The organism is Gaoshiqia sp. US2, from assembly GCF_059705485.1.
In genome coordinates, this window is record NZ_AP048550.1 from 621743 (window position 1) to 641397 (window position 19655).

Consider the following 19655-nt stretch of genomic DNA (forward strand, 5'->3'; position numbering starts at 1 on the left):
TTAAAACGGTATCGCGATTGTCATTCATTTTCCGGCTCGGGGGTAAATGTTTCCCGGAAATCGGTCGAAAGCACCCTGAATTCGGTACGCCGGTTAATCCCTTTGGCGATTTCCTGTTGTTCGGGTGGCAAGCCGTTAATAAACGTCTCGGTCAGTTCATCATTCCGTTTCAAAAAATCATACTGGCGGGCCAGTTCCCGGGTGACGGTTTTGGGCCAGGTTTCGCCGTAGCCTTTGGCAACCAGACGATCCGGATGAATTCCCTGTTCAATCAGGTAATTGACAACCGACTGCGCGCGCTTTTGCGATAAATCAAAATTAAATTGTTCGGAACCTACATGATCGGTATGTGCCATCAGTTCAATAATAATGGTTGGGTTCAATTCCAGCAGTTGAACCAGGGTGTCCAGCGCATGCAGCGACTCGGGCAATAATTCCCACGATCCGAACGCGTAGTTGATGTTGTCGACCCGAATGGGAGCATCGGTTGGGGTCAGGTACAAATCTACCCGGAAATCTTTGCTGTCCTCGAGCCCAACAGTGGTTGCCCGGGTTTTATCATTCAGGTAACCCTCTTTAAAGGCCGCAAATACATATTCGGTTTCCGGGTTCAGTTTCAGTTGAAATTTCCCGTTGTCGGCCCGCATCCTCAGGTTGGTGCCATCGGTTCCGATTACGCGTAGCCGGACTCCGTCCATCCGTTGACCGGTTTCTTTGTCGTAAATCTCGCCTGCCATACGAAATACGGTTGGCGGCAGGTAAAAGGAATAAATATCATCGCTTCGCGAGCCTTTCCGGTTCGATGCAAACAGGCCGCGAATCTCATCCGAATTTTCGAAAGCCATTCCAAAATCATCGCCCGACGAGTTTACAGGCGCTTTCATATTTTCGATTTGCCATTCTCCGTTTTCATCTTTTTGAGCCTTAAAAATATCCAGGCCACCCATCCCCGTGTGGTAATCGGACGAAAAGTAAAGGTTCCCGTTTTTATCGACGGTCGGAAAAACTTCGTTTCCGGGGCTGTTGATGGTGCGCCCCAGGTTGACCGGTTTCGAAAAGTTTCCGCCTTCTTTGTGGGCCATCCAGATGTCTTTTCCTCCAAAACCTCCCGGCCGGTCGGAAACAAAATACAAAATGCTTCCGTCGGGCGACAAGGCCGGATGGGCGGCGATCAGGCTGTCGCCTGCCAGTGGAATTAAAACCGGATCGGACCAATCGCCCCGCGACATTCTGGTGGAATATAATTCGGCCCCCATGTGATTGTTTTTTTCGTACCGGCAACGGGTAAATATCATAAGATCGCCGGCCGACGAGAGGGTCGCTGCTCCTTCTTCTTCCTGCGTGTTGATGATTCCCGACTCATCAATCAGCTTGGGTTCGCTCCATTTTTGTTTTTGGAGCTGGAATTCGGAGCGGAATAAATCAGCAAACTGTTCGCCGGTAATCGAGCTTTGCCTTTTCCCGGTCACTCCTTCGCGCATGGAAGTCAGCAAAATTTCGTTGCCCTTTCCTCCCACTAAAACAGGCGCATAGTCGCTGTACCTCGAGTTTAACTCTCGGACCGGGCTTACCACATATCGGGTCGGGTTGGCTTCCCATTCAGGGATCAGTTGGCAGGCTTCCAGCCCGTTCAGCGCCTGAGCATTCCCGGGGTCCGATTCCAGGTATTGGCGGTAGGCTTCGGCTGCGTCTTCAAAATTCCGCGATGCCCGCAAACAGTCGGCATAATGAAGTAATATTTTGTCGTTCGGATACCCGCGGCGAATCGCATTTTTATACCAGACAACAGCCCTGGAATAGTCGGCTATTTTACGGTAAGCTTCTGCCGACTGAAAAGCCATTTCAAGCCGCCGGTTGGGGTCTTTTTCTTTTCGGTAAGCTTTGCGAAACCGTTCCGCTGCCCGGTAATATTCTCCCATCTCGTAGGACGATGCGCCGGCATGGTATATTTTCCGGGATGAGCAGGCTCCCATAATCAGCAAAACAGAGAATATACAGGTTACGGCAATAATTGGTGGCTTCATGAATACAGCTGATTAGCGCATTAAATGTACGCAATTTTGTTTGTTTTGAAAAAACGGACAGATCTCAGATAAAGTATAGACAGGTTCCTACATTTTATAAATGAGCTATACATGAACAGGATATATAAAATAAGGTAAATGAGGTTGGACGCAGTGAGGTCGGACAGGGACTACTAAGGTGGATCACAAAAATAAGGTTTCAGGAGATCAGTACCATGACTTTGATCCGTCGGCTAATGAGCCATGCGACGTCAGATCCAGCATATTTTTTAAAAGCGATTTCCTTGATTTCCGGGTTCAGACCGTCTTTCGAGGGGAAGTTTTCGCCGGTTACCGGGGAAAAACAGAATAACCGGGTGGCAGATAAAAGCAGAGGTTGCATCAAAAAGGTCCGGTCGGATTCATTTTCGTCTGAATTGACGGCCTTTCCTGCTTTAATACAACCTCTGATGAAACGGATGATGCTGCAATTACCTTACGAACAGCAATTCGCGGTATTTCGGAAGCGGCCACAACTCGTTATCGACGACCAGCTCCAGTTTATCAATATGGTAGCGGATGTCGTTCAGGTAAGGCATAATGGTTTTTTCGTATGCCCTGGCTTTTTCTACGGAATCGTCTATCACGTTGGCAACTTTCCGGGCTTCCACCATTGCTTTTACTTTGGCTTTAATGGAAGAGATATGTCCGCCGATTTCACGGATCAGTTCCAGGCGGCCGGCTGCCAGGTTCTCAAATTCTTCGGGGGGGAATACCTCTTTCATGTTTCGCACATTGGTCAGCAGCGTTGTTTGATACTGAACGGCTGTGGGCACGATGTGGTTAATAGCCAGGTCGCCAAGCACACGGGCTTCGATCTGGATTTTCATCGTAAATTTCTCGTATTCAACCTCCGCCCGGCTTTTCAGTTCTTTTTCGGTAAGTACATCCTGCTCGGCGAATAGCTTCACAAATTCTTTACGGGTGTAAGCGGTAAGCGCTTCCGGCACACTTTTGATGTTGGTTAAACCGCGTTTAGCTGCTTCCTGCACCCATTCTTCGCTGTAGCCATTTCCGTCGAAACGGATGGGTTTTGAATTGATAATCAGCTTTTTCAGTACCTGAAAAATGGCTTCATCTTTTTTCACACCTTTCTCAACCAGGCCGTCCACTTCGTTTTTAAACCGGACCAACTGGGCAGCGACAGCCGTGTTCAGCGCGATCATTGCGGCGGCACAGTTAGCCGAAGAACCAACGGCGCGGAATTCGAAACGGTTGCCGGTGAAGGCAAAAGGCGAGGTCCGGTTCCGGTCGGTGTTATCCAGGATGATCTCCGGGATCCGGCCGATGTTCAGTTTAAGCGCTGTTTTTTCGTCCGGTGTCATTTTGCGGTCCACCACGGCTTCTTCCATCAGGTTAAGCATGCTGCTCACTTCCGACCCCAGGAAAACAGAAAGAATGGAAGGAGGCGCCTCATTGGCTCCGAGACGGTGGGTATTGCTGGCGGTGAGAATGCTGGCGCGTAACAGATCCTGATTGTCATAAACCGCTTTCAGGGTGTTGATCACGAATGTCAGGAATTGCAGGTTCGATTTCGGGTTTCTACCCGGCGAATACAGGTTGACGCCGGTATCGGTGGTCAGCGACCAGTTGTTGTGTTTTCCGGAGCCGTTAATTCCTGCGAATGGTTTTTCGTGGAAGAGGACCTGAAACTTATGCCGGCGGGCGATCTTTTTCATGATGTCCATCAGCAACTGGTTGTGGTCGTTGGCCAGGTTGGCTTCCTCATAGATGGGGGCCACCTCAAATTGGTTCGGAGCCACCTCGTTGTGGCGGGTTTTCAGCGGAATGCCTAATTTGTAAGCTTCATTTTCCAAATCTTCCATGTACCGGTATACCCGGGTTGGAATGGAACTGAAATAGTGGTCATCCAACTGCTGGTCTTTTGACGAAGAGTGCCCCATTAGCGTACGGCCGGTGAGTACCAGGTCGGGACGGGCCATGTACAAGGCTTCGTCAATCAGGAAATACTCCTGTTCCCATCCCAGGTTCGTCTGTACCTTGGTCACGGTTTTGTCGAAATACTGGCACACCTCCGTGGCCGCTTTATCAATGGCATTGATTGCACGCAAGAAAGGCGTTTTATAGTCGAGCGCCTCGCCGGTATATGAAATAAATACGGTGGGGATACAAAGTGTTCCGTCAACAATAAAAGCCGGCGACGATGCGTCCCAGGCGGTATAACCGCGCGCTTCAAAGGTTTGGCGGATACCCCCGCTGGGAAACGAAGAAGCGTCCGGTTCCTGTTGGGCCAACAGTTTCCCGGAGAAAGCTTCAACCACCCCGCCACCTTCACCATGAACAATAAATGCATCGTGTTTTTCAGCTGTTCCGTCGGTTAGCGGATGAAACCAGTGGGTGTAATGGGTGGCGCCGTTTTCGGTAGCCCAGGCTTTCATGCCTTGCGCTACCTGATCGGCCATTTTGCGGTCAATCGGGGCGCTGCTGTCGATCGCATCAGTCACTGCTTTATACGCCTCCTTCGACAAATATTTTTTCATCTTGGGGCGGTCAAACACGTTGATGCTGTAAAAATCAGAAATCAGGTTATCCTCGCGTTTCACGGTAACCGGCATACGCGATAATACTTCCTGAAGCGCTTTAAATCGAAATTCAGCCATTTTGAATTTATTTTAGTGATTATAATAGGATGATTTTTTTCATGAACTTTTGATCTTTCAAAAATAAGACATTTTAATTCCAGCCTCTAATTTATTGTGGTTTTTGTGTGATTTTATGTGTTTTTTTCGATGAATACCTCCAATTTTTTACAATTTCTATTGAAATTCCATATTTATTTCGAATATTTTCTCTGATTTTTGAAAAATCGGAATTTTTGATTCATCGAAGAAGTCATCCGTGAAAAACCGACTCTGGTTATTAATAATGTTGTTTTCAGGAATGGAATCTATCATTTAACCAGAGGCAGCCGGATTGTCGTATTTTTACATTAGTTTTGGTAAAAACCGGCAAATATCCTTAATTTGATGTTTACGTAGTATGATGAAGAAGTAAAGCAATTTTTGCAATGGGAAAGATCGATATCATTAAAAAGATTGAACAGTCGGGGCATCAGAAGATAAAGTTTGCCGTTTGTGACATTGACGGGATTCTCCGGGCAAAAACGTTGCATATTGATAAATTCAAAGAAATTGCTGATGCCACGATTGGTTTCTGCGATGTTGTTTTCGGCTGGGATGCCAACGATGTATGTTATGATCAGGTTGAATTCACCGGTTGGCATACCGGTTATCCGGATAAAAAAGCCCGGATTGACCTGGATACATACCGCACGATTCCCTGGGACAACAACATCCCGTATTTTTTGGGTGACTTTGATAACGGAGAGGATCATGTGGCGGTTTGTCCCCGCAGTTTGATCAAAAAAATCATTCGGCAGGCTCATGAACTGGGGTACAGGGGGATGTTTTCACAGGAATTCGAATGGTTCAACTTTATTGGCACACCCAACGAACTGGCGGCTAAAGCGTATCAGGATCTGACGCCGATTTCACCGGGCATGTTTGGTTATTCGCAGCTTCGCCCAACCTTGTACCAGGCCTATTTTAATGAGTTGTTTGATTTGCTGGCCGGCTTTAACATTCCGCTGGAAACCTTACACACCGAAACCGGGCCGGGTGTTTATGAAGCGGCTATTTGTTACGACGAAACCCTGGCCGCCGCCGACAAAGCCACCCTGTTTAAAACAGCCGTGAAAGAAATTGCCTCGCGGCACGGTATCGTGGCCAGTTTTATGGCCAAATGGAATGAAAAACTTCCGGGTTGCAGCGGGCATGTCCACCAAAGCCTTTGGGATACCGACGGTTCCCGGAACCTCTTTTACTCGGGTAATCCCAAAGCGCCCATGAGTGAATTGATGCAGAGTTACCTGGCCGGACAATTGCTTTGTCTTCCTGACATTCTTCCAATGTATGCGCCAACCATCAATAGTTATAAACGGCTGCGCGACGGGGCCTGGGCGCCGACTACCGTGAGCTGGGGATACGACAACCGTACCACGGCAATCAGGGTGATCAACGGCGACGAAAAATCGACCCGGCTCGAAATGCGCGTGGCCGGTTCCGACAGCAATCCGTACCTGGCCATGGCCGCATCGCTGGCGTCGGGTTTGTATGGGATTAAAAACAACCTGAAACTGGCGATTCCCGAAGTAACCGGAAACGCTTACGAAAGAAAAGATTTCGTCAAACTTCCGGCCAACCTGCTGGATGCTGCCCGGCGAATGGGCCAATCCCCGATTGCCAATGAGCTTTTTGGCGAAGCCTTTACCGGTCATTTCACCAAAACACGCGAATGGGAGTGGCGCGAATTTGCAAAAGCAGTGACCGACTGGGAACTGAAAAGATATTTTGAAATCATTTAAACAGTTGATTATTCCGACCTGGGTTAAACAGGCACAGACTAATTTTGACAGATATGCACACGCTCGATTATTTTCAAATAATCAGACAGGCCTGGGAAGAATTTGACGACCGGCATAAGATCAAGGGAATCTATGACGTGAGTGCCCATGTTTCGACAAACCAGGTGTATAAAGTATCCTTTTCCGACCGGCAGCCGGTTTTTGCCAAACTGTCGGATTACGGGAAGTTTGAAGATTTCAGGGAAGATCACATCATTATTAATAACCTGGCCAATAACCTGGAAGAACCTTACCAGAACTTTCTCGCCCGGTCGCTGGTTAAGCGGAATGAATTATTCATTTACCGTTATTATCAGCAAAAACATTGTGCCTGGGTGATCTTTTACAACCCGATCCAGGTAAAACACAAGCTTCCCCGGCGGCTGGAGGAAAAACACATTAAAAAGATGGGGCGCGAGTTGGCCCGTTTTCACAAGGCCTGTTCCAATGTGAGCAATCAGCTGCCTCTCGCATCAAAAAATGTGGTTACCGACATCCACCAGCTGATAAAAAATATCCATGCCGGCAAGGTGTGCGCAGGAAAAGAACACCGCGATTTGATTTTGTCGCAATGCGATATCTTCCTGAACAATGCCGACAAAGTGAATTACATGACGGAAGTGGAAAGTATCCCGGTATTTGTCGACTGGAACATCGGAAATTTTTCGGTTACCTCGGAAGGGAAACTTTATTCGCGCTGGGATTACGATTGGTTCAGAGAATCGTCGCGGGTGATGGATTTCTATTTTTTCAGCCGGGTTTGTTCGGATATCGGCGACCGCACCGTGTTCAGTTACCTGATCAATCCGCTGATGGAAGAACGCTTCATCACCTTTTTGAAAGAATACCACCGGATTTACCCGCTAACCGAACCCGAAGTACGCTTAATCCAGGAAGCATACCGCTTTTTCATCCTCAACTATGTGATCAAAGACGGGCAGTATTTTTTCCGGGAATCGTATGCCAGCAAGTTGCAGAAAGAAGCGTATGAGGTTTATCTTCCAACCATTGACAAAAATTACCAGGTCGAAAAATTATTAAAAGCCTTAAAACTCTGATATGAGAATAAAAGAATTCAAGTCGGTCGTCACCAAATACAAAACCGTGTTTTTTGACGCGTTTGGGGTATTGAAAAACCACAGAGGAATTATTCCCGGGATTGATAAAACATTTAACTTTCTCGATGAGAACGGGATTAATTATTTCATACTGACCAACGATGCATCGCGCGGACCTGAAAAACTGGCCGAAGCCTACCAGGCGCACGGGATCAGCAGTATCACTGCCGATAAAATCATCTCGTCGGGTATGCTGGCCCGCGACTGGCTGGCCCTGAAAGTGAAAGAAGGGACGGTGGCTTACCTGGGCACCGAGCAATCGGCGCACTATGTGGATATGCCGCGCTTTGATGTATTGCCAATCAGTAAGATTGATCTGGACGATATTGAACACATCAAATGCCTGGTGTTTTTGGATGATGAGGGATTTGACTGGAATCACGATATCAACAAAGTGATTAACCTGCTTCGTAAAAAAAATATGCCTGTGATTGTTGCCAACACCGACATTAACTACCCGGTAAGTAAAAATGATGTTGCCGTGGCCATTGGCGGACTGTCGGATATGGTCGAAAAAATTCTGGGAAAGAAATTCATTCGTTTTGGAAAGCCTGACGCCCAGATGTTTATGTTTGGATACGAAAGGGCCTGCCAGGTAAAGCCCTTGCAGCGTAACGAAATTCTAATGGTTGGCGATACCCTGTTTACCGATATTATCGGCGGGAACAAATTCGGGATGGATACTGCCCTGGTTCTCTCGGGAAACACGCTCCCCGACATGGCCAAAGTCCGGATTACCAGTTCGGGCATCATCCCGAACTATGTTTGCGAATCGGTACTGATCAACGGAGAATACTAAGGGGCCTTTCGGTTGATCTTTCTGAAATCAAGACAGGTTCGTGTGGTTCAACGCTTCTGCCGACAGGATGCTGAGGGCATCGGTCAGGCGCCGGTCTTTTCTACGCCCCTGCGAAGCCACCCGGATGTGGAAATTGTCCAGCCCCGCTTTGTTGGAACAATCGCGCACATAAACGCCAAAGTCGCTAAGCAGGCGGTATTGCAGCTTTCGCGCGCTCATTCCGAATTCCACTTTCAGCAGGATGAAGTTGCTTCCCGTGGGGTAAACCTTCAGGCCGGGAATTCGGATTAACTCCTGGTACAGACGCTTCATATCGCGAACAATTTTATTGACTGATTTCTGGTAGTCATCGTCGGTTTCAGCCAGCATCGTTAAAAACGATTCGGCGATGGTGTTGATGTTCCAAACCGGCAGCATCCGTCGCAATTGCCAGGCAAATTCGGCGTTGGCCGTGCAGCAGTACCCGAGCCTCAGGCCGGGCACCCCGCAATGTTTGCTCATACTACGTACAATCAGCAGGTTGGGGAAGTCGCTGACCTGTGACATCAGTCCGGGGTCCTCCACTCCCGAAAAGTCGATAAACGACTCGTCAACCAGGATCAGTTTCAGGTGCGACATCCGTTTCAGGAAATTCAGCATATCCGCTTTCGGGATAAACTGTCCGGTGGGATTCCCGGGATTGATAATCAGGGCGGCCGGTATCTGTTGCTCGTCAATCCATTGGGCAAAATCGTTCGGGTTGAGCCGGTAATTGTCAGCAGGGGGCAACTGGTAAAGCCGGGCACAATCAGCAGAACTCAGTTTTTCGAGGTATTCGCTGAAGGTTGGCACCGGAATCGCGATGCGGCTCACCAGTTCCCGTCCGATCAGGGTAATCAATTCGGTGGCTCCGTTGCCGATAATTAAATGTTCCGGGTTAATCTTTAAAACGCGGGCCAGGTTTTCCTGGGCCAGGCGCGGGTTGCTTGACGGGTAATTTTTAATGATGGACGGGATCTTCGCGGTCAGCTTTTTCAGCATGCTTTTGGTCGGGTAATACGGGTTGGCAATGAAACAGAAATCGCTTACCTGCTCAATCATTTCCTCCCCGACGATATCGATAAGAGCCGGAGAATGCGAAGTTTCTTCAAACAATTGTTGGTTGATCTGTATTTTTTTCGGGAGCATAAGTCTGTTTTTTCGCAAAAATAGAAAAAACTAAAAAAGCCGTCCTTTCAGACAGCTTTTTTGTATGGTAAGCGGAATTGGTTTATTTAATCCCGTGAACAGTCGTGATAATCCGTGCAGCCACTTTGTATGGGTCGGCGTTTGAGGCCGGGCGACGGTCTTCCAACCAGCCTTTCCAGTTCGATTCAACGGTGGCCACCGGAATACGGATCGATGCGCCGCGGTTGGAAACGCCATAGCTGAAATCGTTGATGGAAGCAGTTTCGTGTTTACCGGTCAGGCGCTGGTCGTTGTATGCGCCGTAAACAGCGATGTGCTCTTTTACTACCGGACGGAAAGCTTCACAAATTTTCTCATAAACTTCCTTGGAACCACATGTTCTCAATACCGAGTTCGAGAAGTTGGCGTGCATACCCGAACCATTCCAGTCAACGTGCATACCCAGTGGTTTCGGATGTAATTCAATATATAAGCCGTATTTTTCGGCGGTTCTTTCGAGCAAATAGCGGGCAACCCAAATCTGGTCGCCGGCATTGCGGGCGCCTTTGGCAAAGATCTGGTATTCCCATTGTCCGGCGGCAACTTCCGCGTTAATTCCTTCAACGTTTAAGCCGGCCTCGAGACACAGGTCGAAATGTTCTTCCACGATGTCGCGTCCAAAAACTTTATTTCCGCCAACCCCGCAATAATATGGTCCCTGGGGAGCCGGGTAACCGTTTCTCGGGAAACCGATCGGCATATTGGTTTCCGGATCGTAAATAAAGTATTCCTGTTCAAAACCGAACCAGAAATCTTCGTCCTCATCTATAATTGTGGCGCGCCCATTGGTTGGGTGTGGAGTATGATCGGCATTCAAAACCTCAGTCATCACCAAATAGCCGTTTTTGCGACCCGGATCGGGAAAAATAGCTACCGGTTTTAATAAACAGTCTGAAGAACCACCTTTAGCCTGATTGGTTGATGAACCATCGAATGACCACATCGGACAGTCTTCCAGTTTCCCGCTAAAATCTTTGACCACTTTTGTTTTACTTCTCAAGCCTTGCGTTGGCTCTGAGCCATCCAGCCAGATGTACTCCAATTTTGATTTCATTTTGTTACAATTTATAAGTTAATGATGTATATTTCTGATAATATGACGTCAAAAATAGAACTGATTGGTAAAATTATAAATAAAGTTGTGTCAATTTGTAAAAAATTAATAAAAAATTTACATACCATGATAATTTCTAAGCAGTCGTATGGTTTTTTATGGGGGGTAACGGGTTCAAAAATATAAAAAAACGAAAATGAAATACACCGGAATGATAATCCTTCACAAATAAATACCATTTTTTTAACAAACATCCCTCAAAAATGATGAGCCTTGGTTCGAAACAAACTTTTTTGGATTTCAGGTCGAACTATTCTTAAAAGAACAGGTATTTTTTTGCCGGATTATCGTAATTTTATTTGACAAAATCTTACAAATACTTCATTCAACCTGAAATTTCTAATTTGAAGACAAATGAACATTAACCGAAGAATTTTCCTGAAAACAAGCGGCACAGCGGTTGCCGGGAGCATGATTCTTCCTGCATTTATCCAATCCTGTCAGGGAACCCCGGTATCAGCAGGGATTCAGGCCTACCTCGAACATTTTGAAGTGAACCCGCAAATCCTTCAAAAAGTGATCACTACCGCGCTGAGCAAAGGCGGCGATTATGCCGATCTTTATTTCGAGCACAAAGTACTAAACAGTCTGGGTTTGGAAGATGGTCAGGTGAACCGGGCTTACTCCAATATTGATTATGGCGTAGGCATCCGGGTTTTAAAAGGAGATCAAACGGGCTTTGCCTACTCGGAAAGCATTACGCCCGAAGCCATGCTGAAAGCCGCCAGAACGGCTGCAAACATTGCTGATTCGGCCGTGAATGTTCCGGCAAAAGAGCTGGCTGAGGCCATTCCGCCCGACTATTATGCCATTGAAAAATCGTGGGAAGAAGTGTCTGTTCAGGAGAAGATTCCTTTTGTTCAGAAGTTGAATGATCTGATTTTTGACCTCGACCAACGGGTAAGTAAGGTGAACGCGTCGCTTACCGACGAAACCAGCTATGTGCTTTTCTATAATTCGGAAGGAACCATCACTTATGATTACCGCCCCCTGGTTAGCCTGGGCGCGTTTTGCATCATGGAGCAAAACGGACAGATTGAGAATTCGTATGCCTCCCGCTCGTACCGGATGGGATTTGAATTCTTAACGGAAGATACGGTTAAACTGCTTGCAGGCGAAGCCGTCGAAAAAGCAGCCCTTTTGTTCGAAGCCACCAAACCCAAAGCAGGTGAAATGCCGGTAGTGATGGGAGCCGGCGGATCGGGGATCCTGCTGCATGAAGCGATCGGGCATACCTTTGAAGCGGATTTTAACCGCAAGGGGACGTCCATCTTTGCCGACAAAATGGGTAAAAAAGTAGCAGAAACCTTTGTAAACATCATTGACGACGGAACCCTTCCCGGAAATCGCGGATCAATCAATATGGATGACGAAGGGGTCACCAGCGAGAAAACCTATCTGGTAAAAGACGGTGTGCTGAACAGTTACATTCACGACCGGATCAGCGCCAACTTTTACGGCGTCTCTTCTACGGGAAACGGTCGTCGCCAGTCGTTCCGTCATGTTCCGCTGCCGCGTATGCGGGCAACCTACATGGAGCCCGGGCCTCACTCGCGCGAAGACATCATTTCGAGTGTGAAAAACGGTATTTATGTCGACAACTTCAGCAACGGAGAAGTAAAAATTGGCGCCGGCGACTTTACGTTCTTTGTCAAATCAGGCTACCTGATTGAGAACGGACGGCTAACCCGCCCTATCAAGGACATCAATATCATCGGGAACGGGCCGCAGGCCCTGGCCGACATCTCGTTGTGCGGAGGCGACTACCTGATTGATAACGGTACCTGGAGCTGCGGAAAATCAGGACAAACGGTACCTGTTACCTGTGGTTTGCCAACTGTTCTGGTGAAAAAACTCACCGTTGGCGGCACGAACGCTTAATTGATGTGTTACCCGTAAACTGAACAAAAATGACAAAAAAAGAAAAATACAATTTGGCCAGATGGGCCATGCAACAGGCACTGGACAAGGGCGCCAGTGAAGCCGGTATTTCCATCTCGGAAAGTAAAAGCAGCAACATTGATGTGCGCGAACAAAAAATCGACACCTTGAAGGAAGCCATCCAAAGCAGTCTGACCATTCGTCTTTACGTTGAAAATAAGTATTCGTCGCACCGGACCAACAGGCTCGATAAAAAAGAACTGGCACACTTTATCGAACAGGCCATTGAAGCGACCCGATACTTAGCACCTGATCCGTACCGCAGCCTGCCCGACCCTTCGCTGTATTATACTGGCGGAGGAAAAGATTTGCAGACCGCAGACCTGTCGTATGATGATGTTGACCCGAAAACCAAAGTTGACCTGGCATTCCAGGTAGAAGCCGAAGCTTATCAAAAAGACGAACGAATCATTTCGGTGACAGCCAGTTATGCCGATTCGACCAGCAGCCGGCTGATGGTAAACAGCAATGGTTTTGAAGGAGACGCTGAATTTAGCAATTTCCGGCTCTCGGCATCGGTGTCGGTTAACGGCGGCGACGCCCGGCCCAGCGAAGGCTGGATGGAACGGGCTATTCTTTTCGACAGCTTAAAGAAAACTGAAATCGGAACGAATGCCCTGGAACGCGCGCTCCAAAAAATCGGGCAAACAAAAATCGCTTCGGGGAAATATGATATGATCCTGGAAAACAAAGCGGTGAGCCGGATTTTCAGCCCGCTGATTGATGCGCTGAACGGATACAGTATTCAGCAAAAAAATTCATTTTTGATTGACAAGATTGGACAACAGGTAGCATCCGAAAAACTGATCGTGACCGATGATCCGTTTATCGTCGGCGGTCCCGGTTCGCAGCTGTTCGATAACGAAGGGCTGGCGGCCAGAAAACGTGCGGTATTCGACCGGGGAGTACTCCGTACCTATTTTATCGATACCTACTACGCCAAAAAACTCGAAACCGAACCCACATCGGGCGAAACCACCAATTTAATTTTCGAAACCGGCGATAAAAGTTTACAAGCGTTAATCCAGTCGGTAAAAAAAGGTATCCTGGTAACCGGTTTTAACGGCGGAAACACGAATGGCTCTACCGGAGACTTTTCTTACGGGATCGATGGTTTCCTGGTTGAAAATGGTGAAATTGTCAGACCGGTTTCGGAGATGAATATCAGCGGCAATATGAAAGGGTTTTGGATGAGCCTGGCGGAAGTCGGCAACGACCCGTTTATGCTTTCAAGCTGGCAAACGCCGTCGCTGCTGTTCAGTCAGGTTGATTTTAGCGGAATATAGAAAACGATACTTAACCAAAGCAGTCGGCCTCTGAAGACGGGAATACATTTATACCGGATTTCAGAGGCCGCTTTTTCAGATGACGGCAACTGATGGTGTCCGGTTGTCAGATTCCTTCTTCCCTTAGCCGGTCCTTGGCATTTTTCATTATTTTTGTGCCCTATGAAAACCGAATCAGCACAAAAATCAATCGTGGGCGTGGGTAGTGCCCTGGTCGATATCCTGGTACATCTGGAAAATGACGACTTGTTGAACGTATTTGAACTGCCAAAAGGCAGTATGACCCTGGTAGATGCAAGCTTATCACAAAAAATACTCGATTCTACCGCCGGACTTATCCGGAGTATTGAAACCGGAGGCTCGGCAGCCAATACCATCCGGGGAATTGCCCAGCTGGGAGGGGAAACAGGTTTTATCGGCAAGATTGGTCATGATGAAATGGGCCGTTTTTTCAGCGCTGAATTCCGGGACTGGAAGATTCATCCGCATTTGTTTTTCAGCGCCATTCCAACCGGCAAAGCCGCCACCCTGATTTCGCCCGATTCGGAGCGTACTTTTGGAACCTACCTGGGCGCTGCCAGCGAATTGTCGGCTGCCGATCTGTCGCCCGATCTTTTCAAAAATTACGACTACCTGCATGTGGAAGGCTACCTGGTGTTTAACCACGGCTTAATTGAACGTATCCTGCAACTGGCCAAAGGGCAGGGCTTAAGGGTGTCGCTCGATCTGGCCAGTTTTAACGTGGTGGAAGCCAATCATGATTTTCTGCGAAAACTGATCCGCCAGTATGTGGATATTGTTTTTGCCAACGAAGAGGAAGCCCGCTCGTACACCGGGCTTGAACCCGAAGCAGCCTTAACCGAAATTGCCGCTGAATGCGAAATTGCCGTGGTTAAAATCGGGAAAGAGGGCTCCCTGATCCGTTCGGGCAACCGGTTTGTAAAAGTCGGAACCCCCCGGGTAAGCAGTGTGGATACTACTGGCGCCGGCGATGTTTATGCCTCGGGGTTTTTATATGGTTTAGCCCACGATTTTACCCTGGAACAATGCGGACAACTGGGCTCGTTACTGGCCAGCCGGGTGATTCAGGTGGACGGGGCGAAAATTCCGGATACAGACTGGCCCCTGATTTTAGCAGAGATGCAGACCATTCGCGGTTAGAATAAACCGTGAATCTGAGCGTCAATTTTATCAATCACCCCGCTCAGGTCTTCGGGGTTGTTGGTGATGTCGATTTTATCGACATTGATGATCAGCAATTTTCCTTCTTTGTAGCGGCTAATCCAGGCTTCGTATCGCTCGTTGAGCTGTTTCAGGTAATCGAGGCGGATGGAATTCTCGTATTCCCTCCCGCGTTGCTGGATCTGGTTGACCAGGGTAGGCACACTTGCCCTCAGGTAAATCAACAAATCAGGGGCTTTTACCAGCTTGCTCATCAGCTGAAAAAGGGCGGTGTAATTTTGAAAGTCGCGCGTCGACATTAAGCCCATAGCATGAAGATTGGGTGCGAAAATTTCAGCATCTTCATAAATCGTCCGGTCCTGGATCACCGTTTTGCCCGAATGCCGGATGTCCAGCACCTGACTAAAGCGGCTGTTCAGGAAGTAAATCTGCAGGTTGAACGACCACCGCTGCATATCTTCATAAAAATCGTTCAAATAGGGGTTTTCATCAACATCTTCATAATGAGGACTCCAACCATAGTGTTTCGCCAGAAGTTCAGTGAGTGTTGTTTTTCCGGCGCCAATGTTTCCTGCAACGGCAATATGCATGTCAGTCTGTTTGTTTTAATTTATGGATACAAATTTAATCAATGGAGTCCAGTTCCGGCACGGAATATTACATTCTTTTTTGAAGTTCCAGCAATTCATCCAGGTATTTCCGGTCGTTCGACAACCTCGGGATCTTGTTCTGACCACCCAGTTTCCCGCGTTGTTTCATCCATTCGTAGAACAAGCCTTTTTCTGCAATCACCAGGTGTGGCCGTTCCAGGGCCAGGTCTTTATGTCGCTTGGCTTCATAGTCCGAGTTCAGGGTCTTCAGGGTAACATCCAGGATCGAAATAAAATGTTCCGGATCGTCGGGTTCCCGGTCAAACTCAATGATCCATTGGTGGGCGCCTTTCTGGTTTTCGCCCATAAATACCGGGCCGGCCGTGTATTCGCGGATGTTGGCATTGGTGCGGCTACAGGCGATTCTTAAAGCCTCCTCGGCGTTATCGATAATTAATTCTTCGCCAAAAGCATTGATAAAATGTTTGGTGCGCCCGGTAATTTTGATTTTAAACGGGTATTTTGAGGTAAATCTGACCGTGTCGCCTACCAGGTAACGCCATAAACCACCGTTGGTGCTGATAACCAGGGCATAGTTTTTTCCCAGCTCCACTTCGGCGAGGGAAACAGCCGGCGGATTATCTTCATGAAAATTCTCCATCGGGATAAATTCGTAATAGATCCCGTAATCCAGCATTAGCAGCATGTCGTCGCTTTCCGGGTTATCCTGGATGGCGAAAAATCCTTCCGACGCGTTATAGGTTTCCATGTAATTCATTCCCGGCGAAGGAATAATTTTCCGGTATTGTTCCCGGTACGGATCAAATTTAATTCCGCCGTGGATAAATACTTCCAGGTTCGGCCATATTTCCAGGATGTTGTTTTTCCCGGTAGCTTCGAGCATACGCCTCAATAAAACCAGGTACCACGAGGGGACACCGGCCAGCGAGGTCACGTTTTCGTTGCGCGACTGCTCAATGATCTTTTCCACTTTTTTGTCAAATTCCTCGATCAGGGCCACATCGACAGGCGGGGTGCGGTAAAGTTCCGACCAAAACGGGGTGTTTTCGATCAAAATGGCCGACAGGTCGCCAAAATACGAATTGTTGTTGAAGTTGTTCACCCGGTGGCTTCCCCCCAGCGTGAGGGTTTTCCCCGACAGCACCCCCGATTCGGGATTGTTTTTCAGGTAAAGGGCAAAAACATCTTTAATCCCCCGGAAATGGACATCTTCCAACGATTGTTTGCTTACCGGGATAAACTTGCTTTTATCGTTTGTTGTTCCCGACGACTTGGCAAACCACTTGATATCTCCGGGCCACAGCAAATTTCTCTCGCCTTTCATCAGGCGTTCAATATCCGGGGCAAAATCTTCGTAACGCTGAACAGGCAAACGTTCTTTAAAAGTTTCTTCACGCAAAATCGATTTGAAATCGTATTTTAATCCCCATTCCGTGTCTTTTGCTTTCTCCAAAAGACTGAAAAATACTTCCCGCTGGACATCAAGCGGGTGTTTCTGGAATAGTTCGATTTCGTATATGCGTTTAAAATTCAGCCAGTTGATTATAGAATTAATGATCGGCATTTCTATCGTTTTAAAATACAGTTGCGACGAATTTACCTTTTTCCTCAGAATACCGGCGTATTTTCCCGATTTTTTCACACGGCGTAAAATTTAAAACAAGGCTTAGTTTGCAGAACAAAGCATAAAATATTTTCTATTTTTACTAACCAATAACCCATAAGCCGATTTCGAATGAATTATATTGATATCATCCTGGGAGTTTTACTGATTATTGCTGCCATCCGGGGATTCCGGAAGGGATTTATTATTGAGCTGGCTTCGCTGGCCGCCTTGGTGCTGGGTATTTGGGGCGCCATTCATTTTTCACACCTCACAGCCGGCTATATTGCAGATACCTTTGATTATCAATCTGCTCATCTCGGGTTAATTTCCTTTTTTATCACCTTTATTGTGATCGTGATTGTGATTCATATCCTGGGGAACGCCCTTAACCAGATTGTTGACGTTTTGGCACTCGGCTTGATCAACCACCTGGCCGGCTTGCTTTTCGGCGTGGTGAAAACGGCGGTTATTTTAAGTGTATTGTTATTTATTTTTGATCGGGCTGATGAAAACGCCCACCTGATTCCGAAAGAAGACAAAGAAAATTCGCGCGTATACGAACCGTTGAAAAACCTGGTTCCCACCTTGTTCCCTTTTCTGGATATGGAGTTGTATGATCAAATGCAACAGGAGGAAACTCTTCCCCGTGAAACTGAAAAAGTGGCTTAAAAGAGGTAGAACAGGCCTTTTTTTAACGCAGAGAGCGCCATGAAGCGCAAAGCTCGCAGAGGGATGTTCACAATGACCAATTATCCAAATTCCCTGCGATTTTCGCGGATCTTACCAAGCTTAACCGTTCATTTTTATATCTTTGCCAAAATTTTGGCGAAACCTGTTTGGTGTGCGATATAAAACAAGTCGCCCATAGCCAAACGGGCCAACATGGGAACCGGAAAGATCATTAATCCAAAATAATAAGCGATGAATTTTGTTGACGAACTTAGCTGGCGGGGCATGATCCACGATATCATGCCCGGAACGAAGGAACAACTGGATCAGGAAATAACAACGGCTTACGTGGGTATCGACCCGACAGCCGACTCATTGCATATCGGTCACCTGGTGGGCGTCATGATGCTGAAACATTTTCAGTTATCGGGCCATAAACCGCTTGCCCTGATTGGCGGCGCTACCGGTATGATTGGCGACCCATCCGGAAAATCGCAGGAGCGTAACCTGCTGGATGAAGCTACGCTGAGGCACAACCAGGCCTGCTTGAAGGCACAGTTGTCGCGCTTCCTCGATTTTGAATCGGATGCGCCCAATGCAGCCGAGTTGGTTAACAATTACGACTGGATGAAAGAATACAGTTTCCTGGAGTTCATTCGCGATATCGGGAAACACATCACGGTAAATTACATGATGTCGAAAGACAGTGTGAAAAAGCGATTGAGTGAAGAAGCCAAAACAGGCATGTCGTTTACCGAATTTTCGTACCAGCTGGTGCAGGGAACCGATTTCCTTCACCTTTACCGGACAAAAAACTGCAAACTTCAGATGGGGGGCTCCGATCAGTGGGGAAATATTACCACGGGAACTGAACTGATCCGCCGGAAAGAAGGAGGCGAAGCATTTGCGCTCACTTGTCCGCTGATTACCAAGGCCGACGGAACCAAGTTCGGGAAGACCGAATCGGGCAATGTGTGGCTGGATGCCAAGTTAACTTCGCCCTATAAATTTTACCAATTCTGGCTGAATACGTCGGATGAGGATGCAGAACGGTACATCAAAATATTCACCCTCCTGAAGAAAGACGAAGTGGAGGCTCTGGTTGCCAGGCATCAGGAAGCGCCTCACCTGCGCGAACTTCAGAAGAAACTGGCCGAAGAAGTCACCGTGATGGTCCATTCGCGGGCAGATTTCGACCTGGCAGTGGAAGCTTCGCAGATTCTGTTTGGAAGCGGAACTGCCGAAAACCTTCGCAAACTGGATGAACAAACCTTCCTGGCGGTTTTTGAGGGAGTTCCCCAGTTTCCGGTTTCCAAAAACGGGCTTGACGCGGGTATTCCCGTGGTTGACCTGCTGACCGACCAGGCTGCCGTATTCCCGTCGAAGGGCGAACTGCGCAGGGCGATTAAAGGGAACGGGCTGGGTATCAATAAAGAAAAAGTCAGCGATCAGGAACTGATCATCGACAGCAGTTACCTGATTGGCGGCAAGTATCTGCTGATCCAGAAAGGGAAGAAAAACTATTTTCTGCTGATCGCGGAATAATCCTGCTCGTTTAAATCACGAAGAATCAACCCGGCCCCAGGTGATCGCACCGAGTCAGGTTGATTCTTCTTTTTTTGGCACATACCGGTAAA

14 protein-coding genes are annotated in these 19655 nt (G+C 47.7%); 8 read left to right on the top strand and 6 right to left on the bottom strand.

Annotation, left to right across the window (positions count from 1 at the left end; genetic code table 11):
• Window positions 1–20: 20 nt before the first annotated feature.
• Both porE and AC6H3C_RS02490 read right to left on the bottom strand, forming a co-directional pair.
• Entirely contained in the window at window positions 21–2024 is a 2004-nt protein-coding gene (gene porE / locus AC6H3C_RS02485; RefSeq protein ID WP_497519022.1) for a PorE family type IX secretion system protein, read from the bottom strand.
• 470 nt (window positions 2025–2494) lie between these two features.
• The gene (locus tag AC6H3C_RS02490; RefSeq protein ID WP_497519023.1) at window positions 2495–4684 is read right to left on the bottom strand and encodes a glutamine synthetase III family protein; all 2190 of its coding nucleotides are present in this window, start codon (window positions 4682–4684) and stop codon (window positions 2495–2497) included.
• A 407-nt stretch (window positions 4685–5091) separates the two neighbouring features.
• Between AC6H3C_RS02490 and AC6H3C_RS02495 the strand changes: the two genes are divergently transcribed.
• From AC6H3C_RS02495 to AC6H3C_RS02505, 3 genes are read left to right on the top strand one after another with little or no spacing between them, the layout of a single operon-like run.
• Window positions 5092–6447 (top strand): glutamine synthetase family protein, encoded by a 1356-nt coding sequence (locus AC6H3C_RS02495; RefSeq protein WP_497519024.1) that lies wholly within the window; start codon window positions 5092–5094, stop codon window positions 6445–6447.
• A 53-nt stretch (window positions 6448–6500) separates the two neighbouring features.
• Window positions 6501–7544 (top strand): hypothetical protein, encoded by a 1044-nt coding sequence (locus tag AC6H3C_RS02500; RefSeq protein WP_497519026.1) that lies wholly within the window; start codon window positions 6501–6503, stop codon window positions 7542–7544.
• A 1-nt stretch (window position 7545) separates the two neighbouring features.
• Window positions 7546–8403, top strand: coding sequence for an HAD-IIA family hydrolase (locus tag AC6H3C_RS02505; protein ID WP_497519027.1), 858 nt, complete (start codon window positions 7546–7548; stop codon window positions 8401–8403).
• A gap of 27 nt (window positions 8404–8430) precedes the next feature.
• Here the strand turns inward: AC6H3C_RS02505 and AC6H3C_RS02510 are convergent, their stop codons facing one another.
• Both AC6H3C_RS02510 and AC6H3C_RS02515 read right to left on the bottom strand, forming a co-directional pair.
• Complete coding sequence (locus AC6H3C_RS02510) at window positions 8431–9570, bottom strand: pyridoxal phosphate-dependent aminotransferase (RefSeq protein ID WP_497519028.1); 1140 nt, start codon at window positions 9568–9570, stop codon at window positions 8431–8433.
• A gap of 82 nt (window positions 9571–9652) precedes the next feature.
• The gene (locus AC6H3C_RS02515; protein WP_497519029.1) at window positions 9653–10663 is read right to left on the bottom strand and encodes a glutamine synthetase beta-grasp domain-containing protein; all 1011 of its coding nucleotides are present in this window, start codon (window positions 10661–10663) and stop codon (window positions 9653–9655) included.
• 414 nt (window positions 10664–11077) lie between these two features.
• Between AC6H3C_RS02515 and AC6H3C_RS02520 the strand changes: the two genes are divergently transcribed.
• From AC6H3C_RS02520 to AC6H3C_RS02530, 3 genes are all read left to right on the top strand, one after another.
• Entirely contained in the window at window positions 11078–12604 is a 1527-nt protein-coding gene (locus tag AC6H3C_RS02520) for a TldD/PmbA family protein (RefSeq protein WP_497519030.1), read from the top strand.
• A 29-nt stretch (window positions 12605–12633) separates the two neighbouring features.
• Window positions 12634–13950 (top strand): TldD/PmbA family protein, encoded by a 1317-nt coding sequence (locus tag AC6H3C_RS02525; protein WP_497519031.1) that lies wholly within the window; start codon window positions 12634–12636, stop codon window positions 13948–13950.
• 162 nt (window positions 13951–14112) lie between these two features.
• Window positions 14113–15111 (top strand): adenosine kinase, encoded by a 999-nt coding sequence (locus tag AC6H3C_RS02530; protein WP_497519033.1) that lies wholly within the window; start codon window positions 14113–14115, stop codon window positions 15109–15111.
• On the opposite strand, the gene AC6H3C_RS02535 is transcribed toward AC6H3C_RS02530, so the two are convergent.
• Entirely contained in the window at window positions 15108–15722 is a 615-nt protein-coding gene (locus AC6H3C_RS02535) for a deoxynucleoside kinase (RefSeq protein ID WP_497519034.1), read from the bottom strand. The genes AC6H3C_RS02530 and AC6H3C_RS02535 overlap by 4 nt on opposite strands.
• A 67-nt stretch (window positions 15723–15789) precedes the next feature.
• Window positions 15790–17307, bottom strand: a complete 1518-nt coding sequence (locus AC6H3C_RS02540) for a GH3 auxin-responsive promoter family protein (RefSeq protein WP_497521242.1) — start codon at window positions 17305–17307, stop codon at window positions 15790–15792.
• 171 nt (window positions 17308–17478) lie between these two features.
• On the opposite strand from AC6H3C_RS02540, the gene AC6H3C_RS02545 reads away from it, so the two are divergent.
• A complete protein-coding gene (locus AC6H3C_RS02545; RefSeq protein WP_497519035.1) occupies window positions 17479–18018 on the top strand; it encodes a CvpA family protein in 540 nt (179 codons plus the stop codon).
• A gap of 252 nt (window positions 18019–18270) precedes the next feature.
• Window positions 18271–19563 carry a tyrosine--tRNA ligase gene (tyrS, locus tag AC6H3C_RS02550; protein WP_497519036.1) on the top strand — a complete coding sequence of 431 codons (1293 nt, stop codon included), beginning with the start codon at window positions 18271–18273 and terminating at the stop codon, window positions 19561–19563.
• Window positions 19564–19655 lie beyond the last annotated feature (92 nt).

Bases quoted from the DNA above. Each gene is read 5' to 3' on its own strand.
- AC6H3C_RS02535 (WP_497519034.1), bottom strand. From the start codon at position 15,722: ATGCATATTGCCGTTGCAGGAAACATTGGCGCCGGAAAAACAACACTC.
- tyrS (WP_497519036.1), top strand. From the start codon at position 18,271: ATGAATTTTGTTGACGAACTTAGCTGGCGGGGCATGATCCACGATATC.
- AC6H3C_RS02500 (WP_497519026.1), top strand. From the start codon at position 6,501: ATGCACACGCTCGATTATTTTCAAATAATCAGACAGGCCTGGGAAGAA.
- AC6H3C_RS02495 (WP_497519024.1), top strand. From the start codon at position 5,092: ATGGGAAAGATCGATATCATTAAAAAGATTGAACAGTCGGGGCATCAG.
- AC6H3C_RS02510 (WP_497519028.1), bottom strand. From the start codon at position 9,570: ATGCTCCCGAAAAAAATACAGATCAACCAACAATTGTTTGAAGAAACT.
- AC6H3C_RS02545 (WP_497519035.1), top strand. From the start codon at position 17,479: ATGAATTATATTGATATCATCCTGGGAGTTTTACTGATTATTGCTGCC.
- AC6H3C_RS02505 (WP_497519027.1), top strand. From the start codon at position 7,546: ATGAGAATAAAAGAATTCAAGTCGGTCGTCACCAAATACAAAACCGTG.
- AC6H3C_RS02515 (WP_497519029.1), bottom strand. From the start codon at position 10,663: ATGAAATCAAAATTGGAGTACATCTGGCTGGATGGCTCAGAGCCAACG.
- AC6H3C_RS02540 (WP_497521242.1), bottom strand. From the start codon at position 17,307: ATGCCGATCATTAATTCTATAATCAACTGGCTGAATTTTAAACGCATA.
- AC6H3C_RS02490 (WP_497519023.1), bottom strand. From the start codon at position 4,684: ATGGCTGAATTTCGATTTAAAGCGCTTCAGGAAGTATTATCGCGTATG.
- porE (WP_497519022.1), bottom strand. From the start codon at position 2,024: ATGAAGCCACCAATTATTGCCGTAACCTGTATATTCTCTGTTTTGCTG.
- AC6H3C_RS02525 (WP_497519031.1), top strand. From the start codon at position 12,634: ATGACAAAAAAAGAAAAATACAATTTGGCCAGATGGGCCATGCAACAG.
- AC6H3C_RS02530 (WP_497519033.1), top strand. From the start codon at position 14,113: ATGAAAACCGAATCAGCACAAAAATCAATCGTGGGCGTGGGTAGTGCC.
- AC6H3C_RS02520 (WP_497519030.1), top strand. From the start codon at position 11,078: ATGAACATTAACCGAAGAATTTTCCTGAAAACAAGCGGCACAGCGGTT.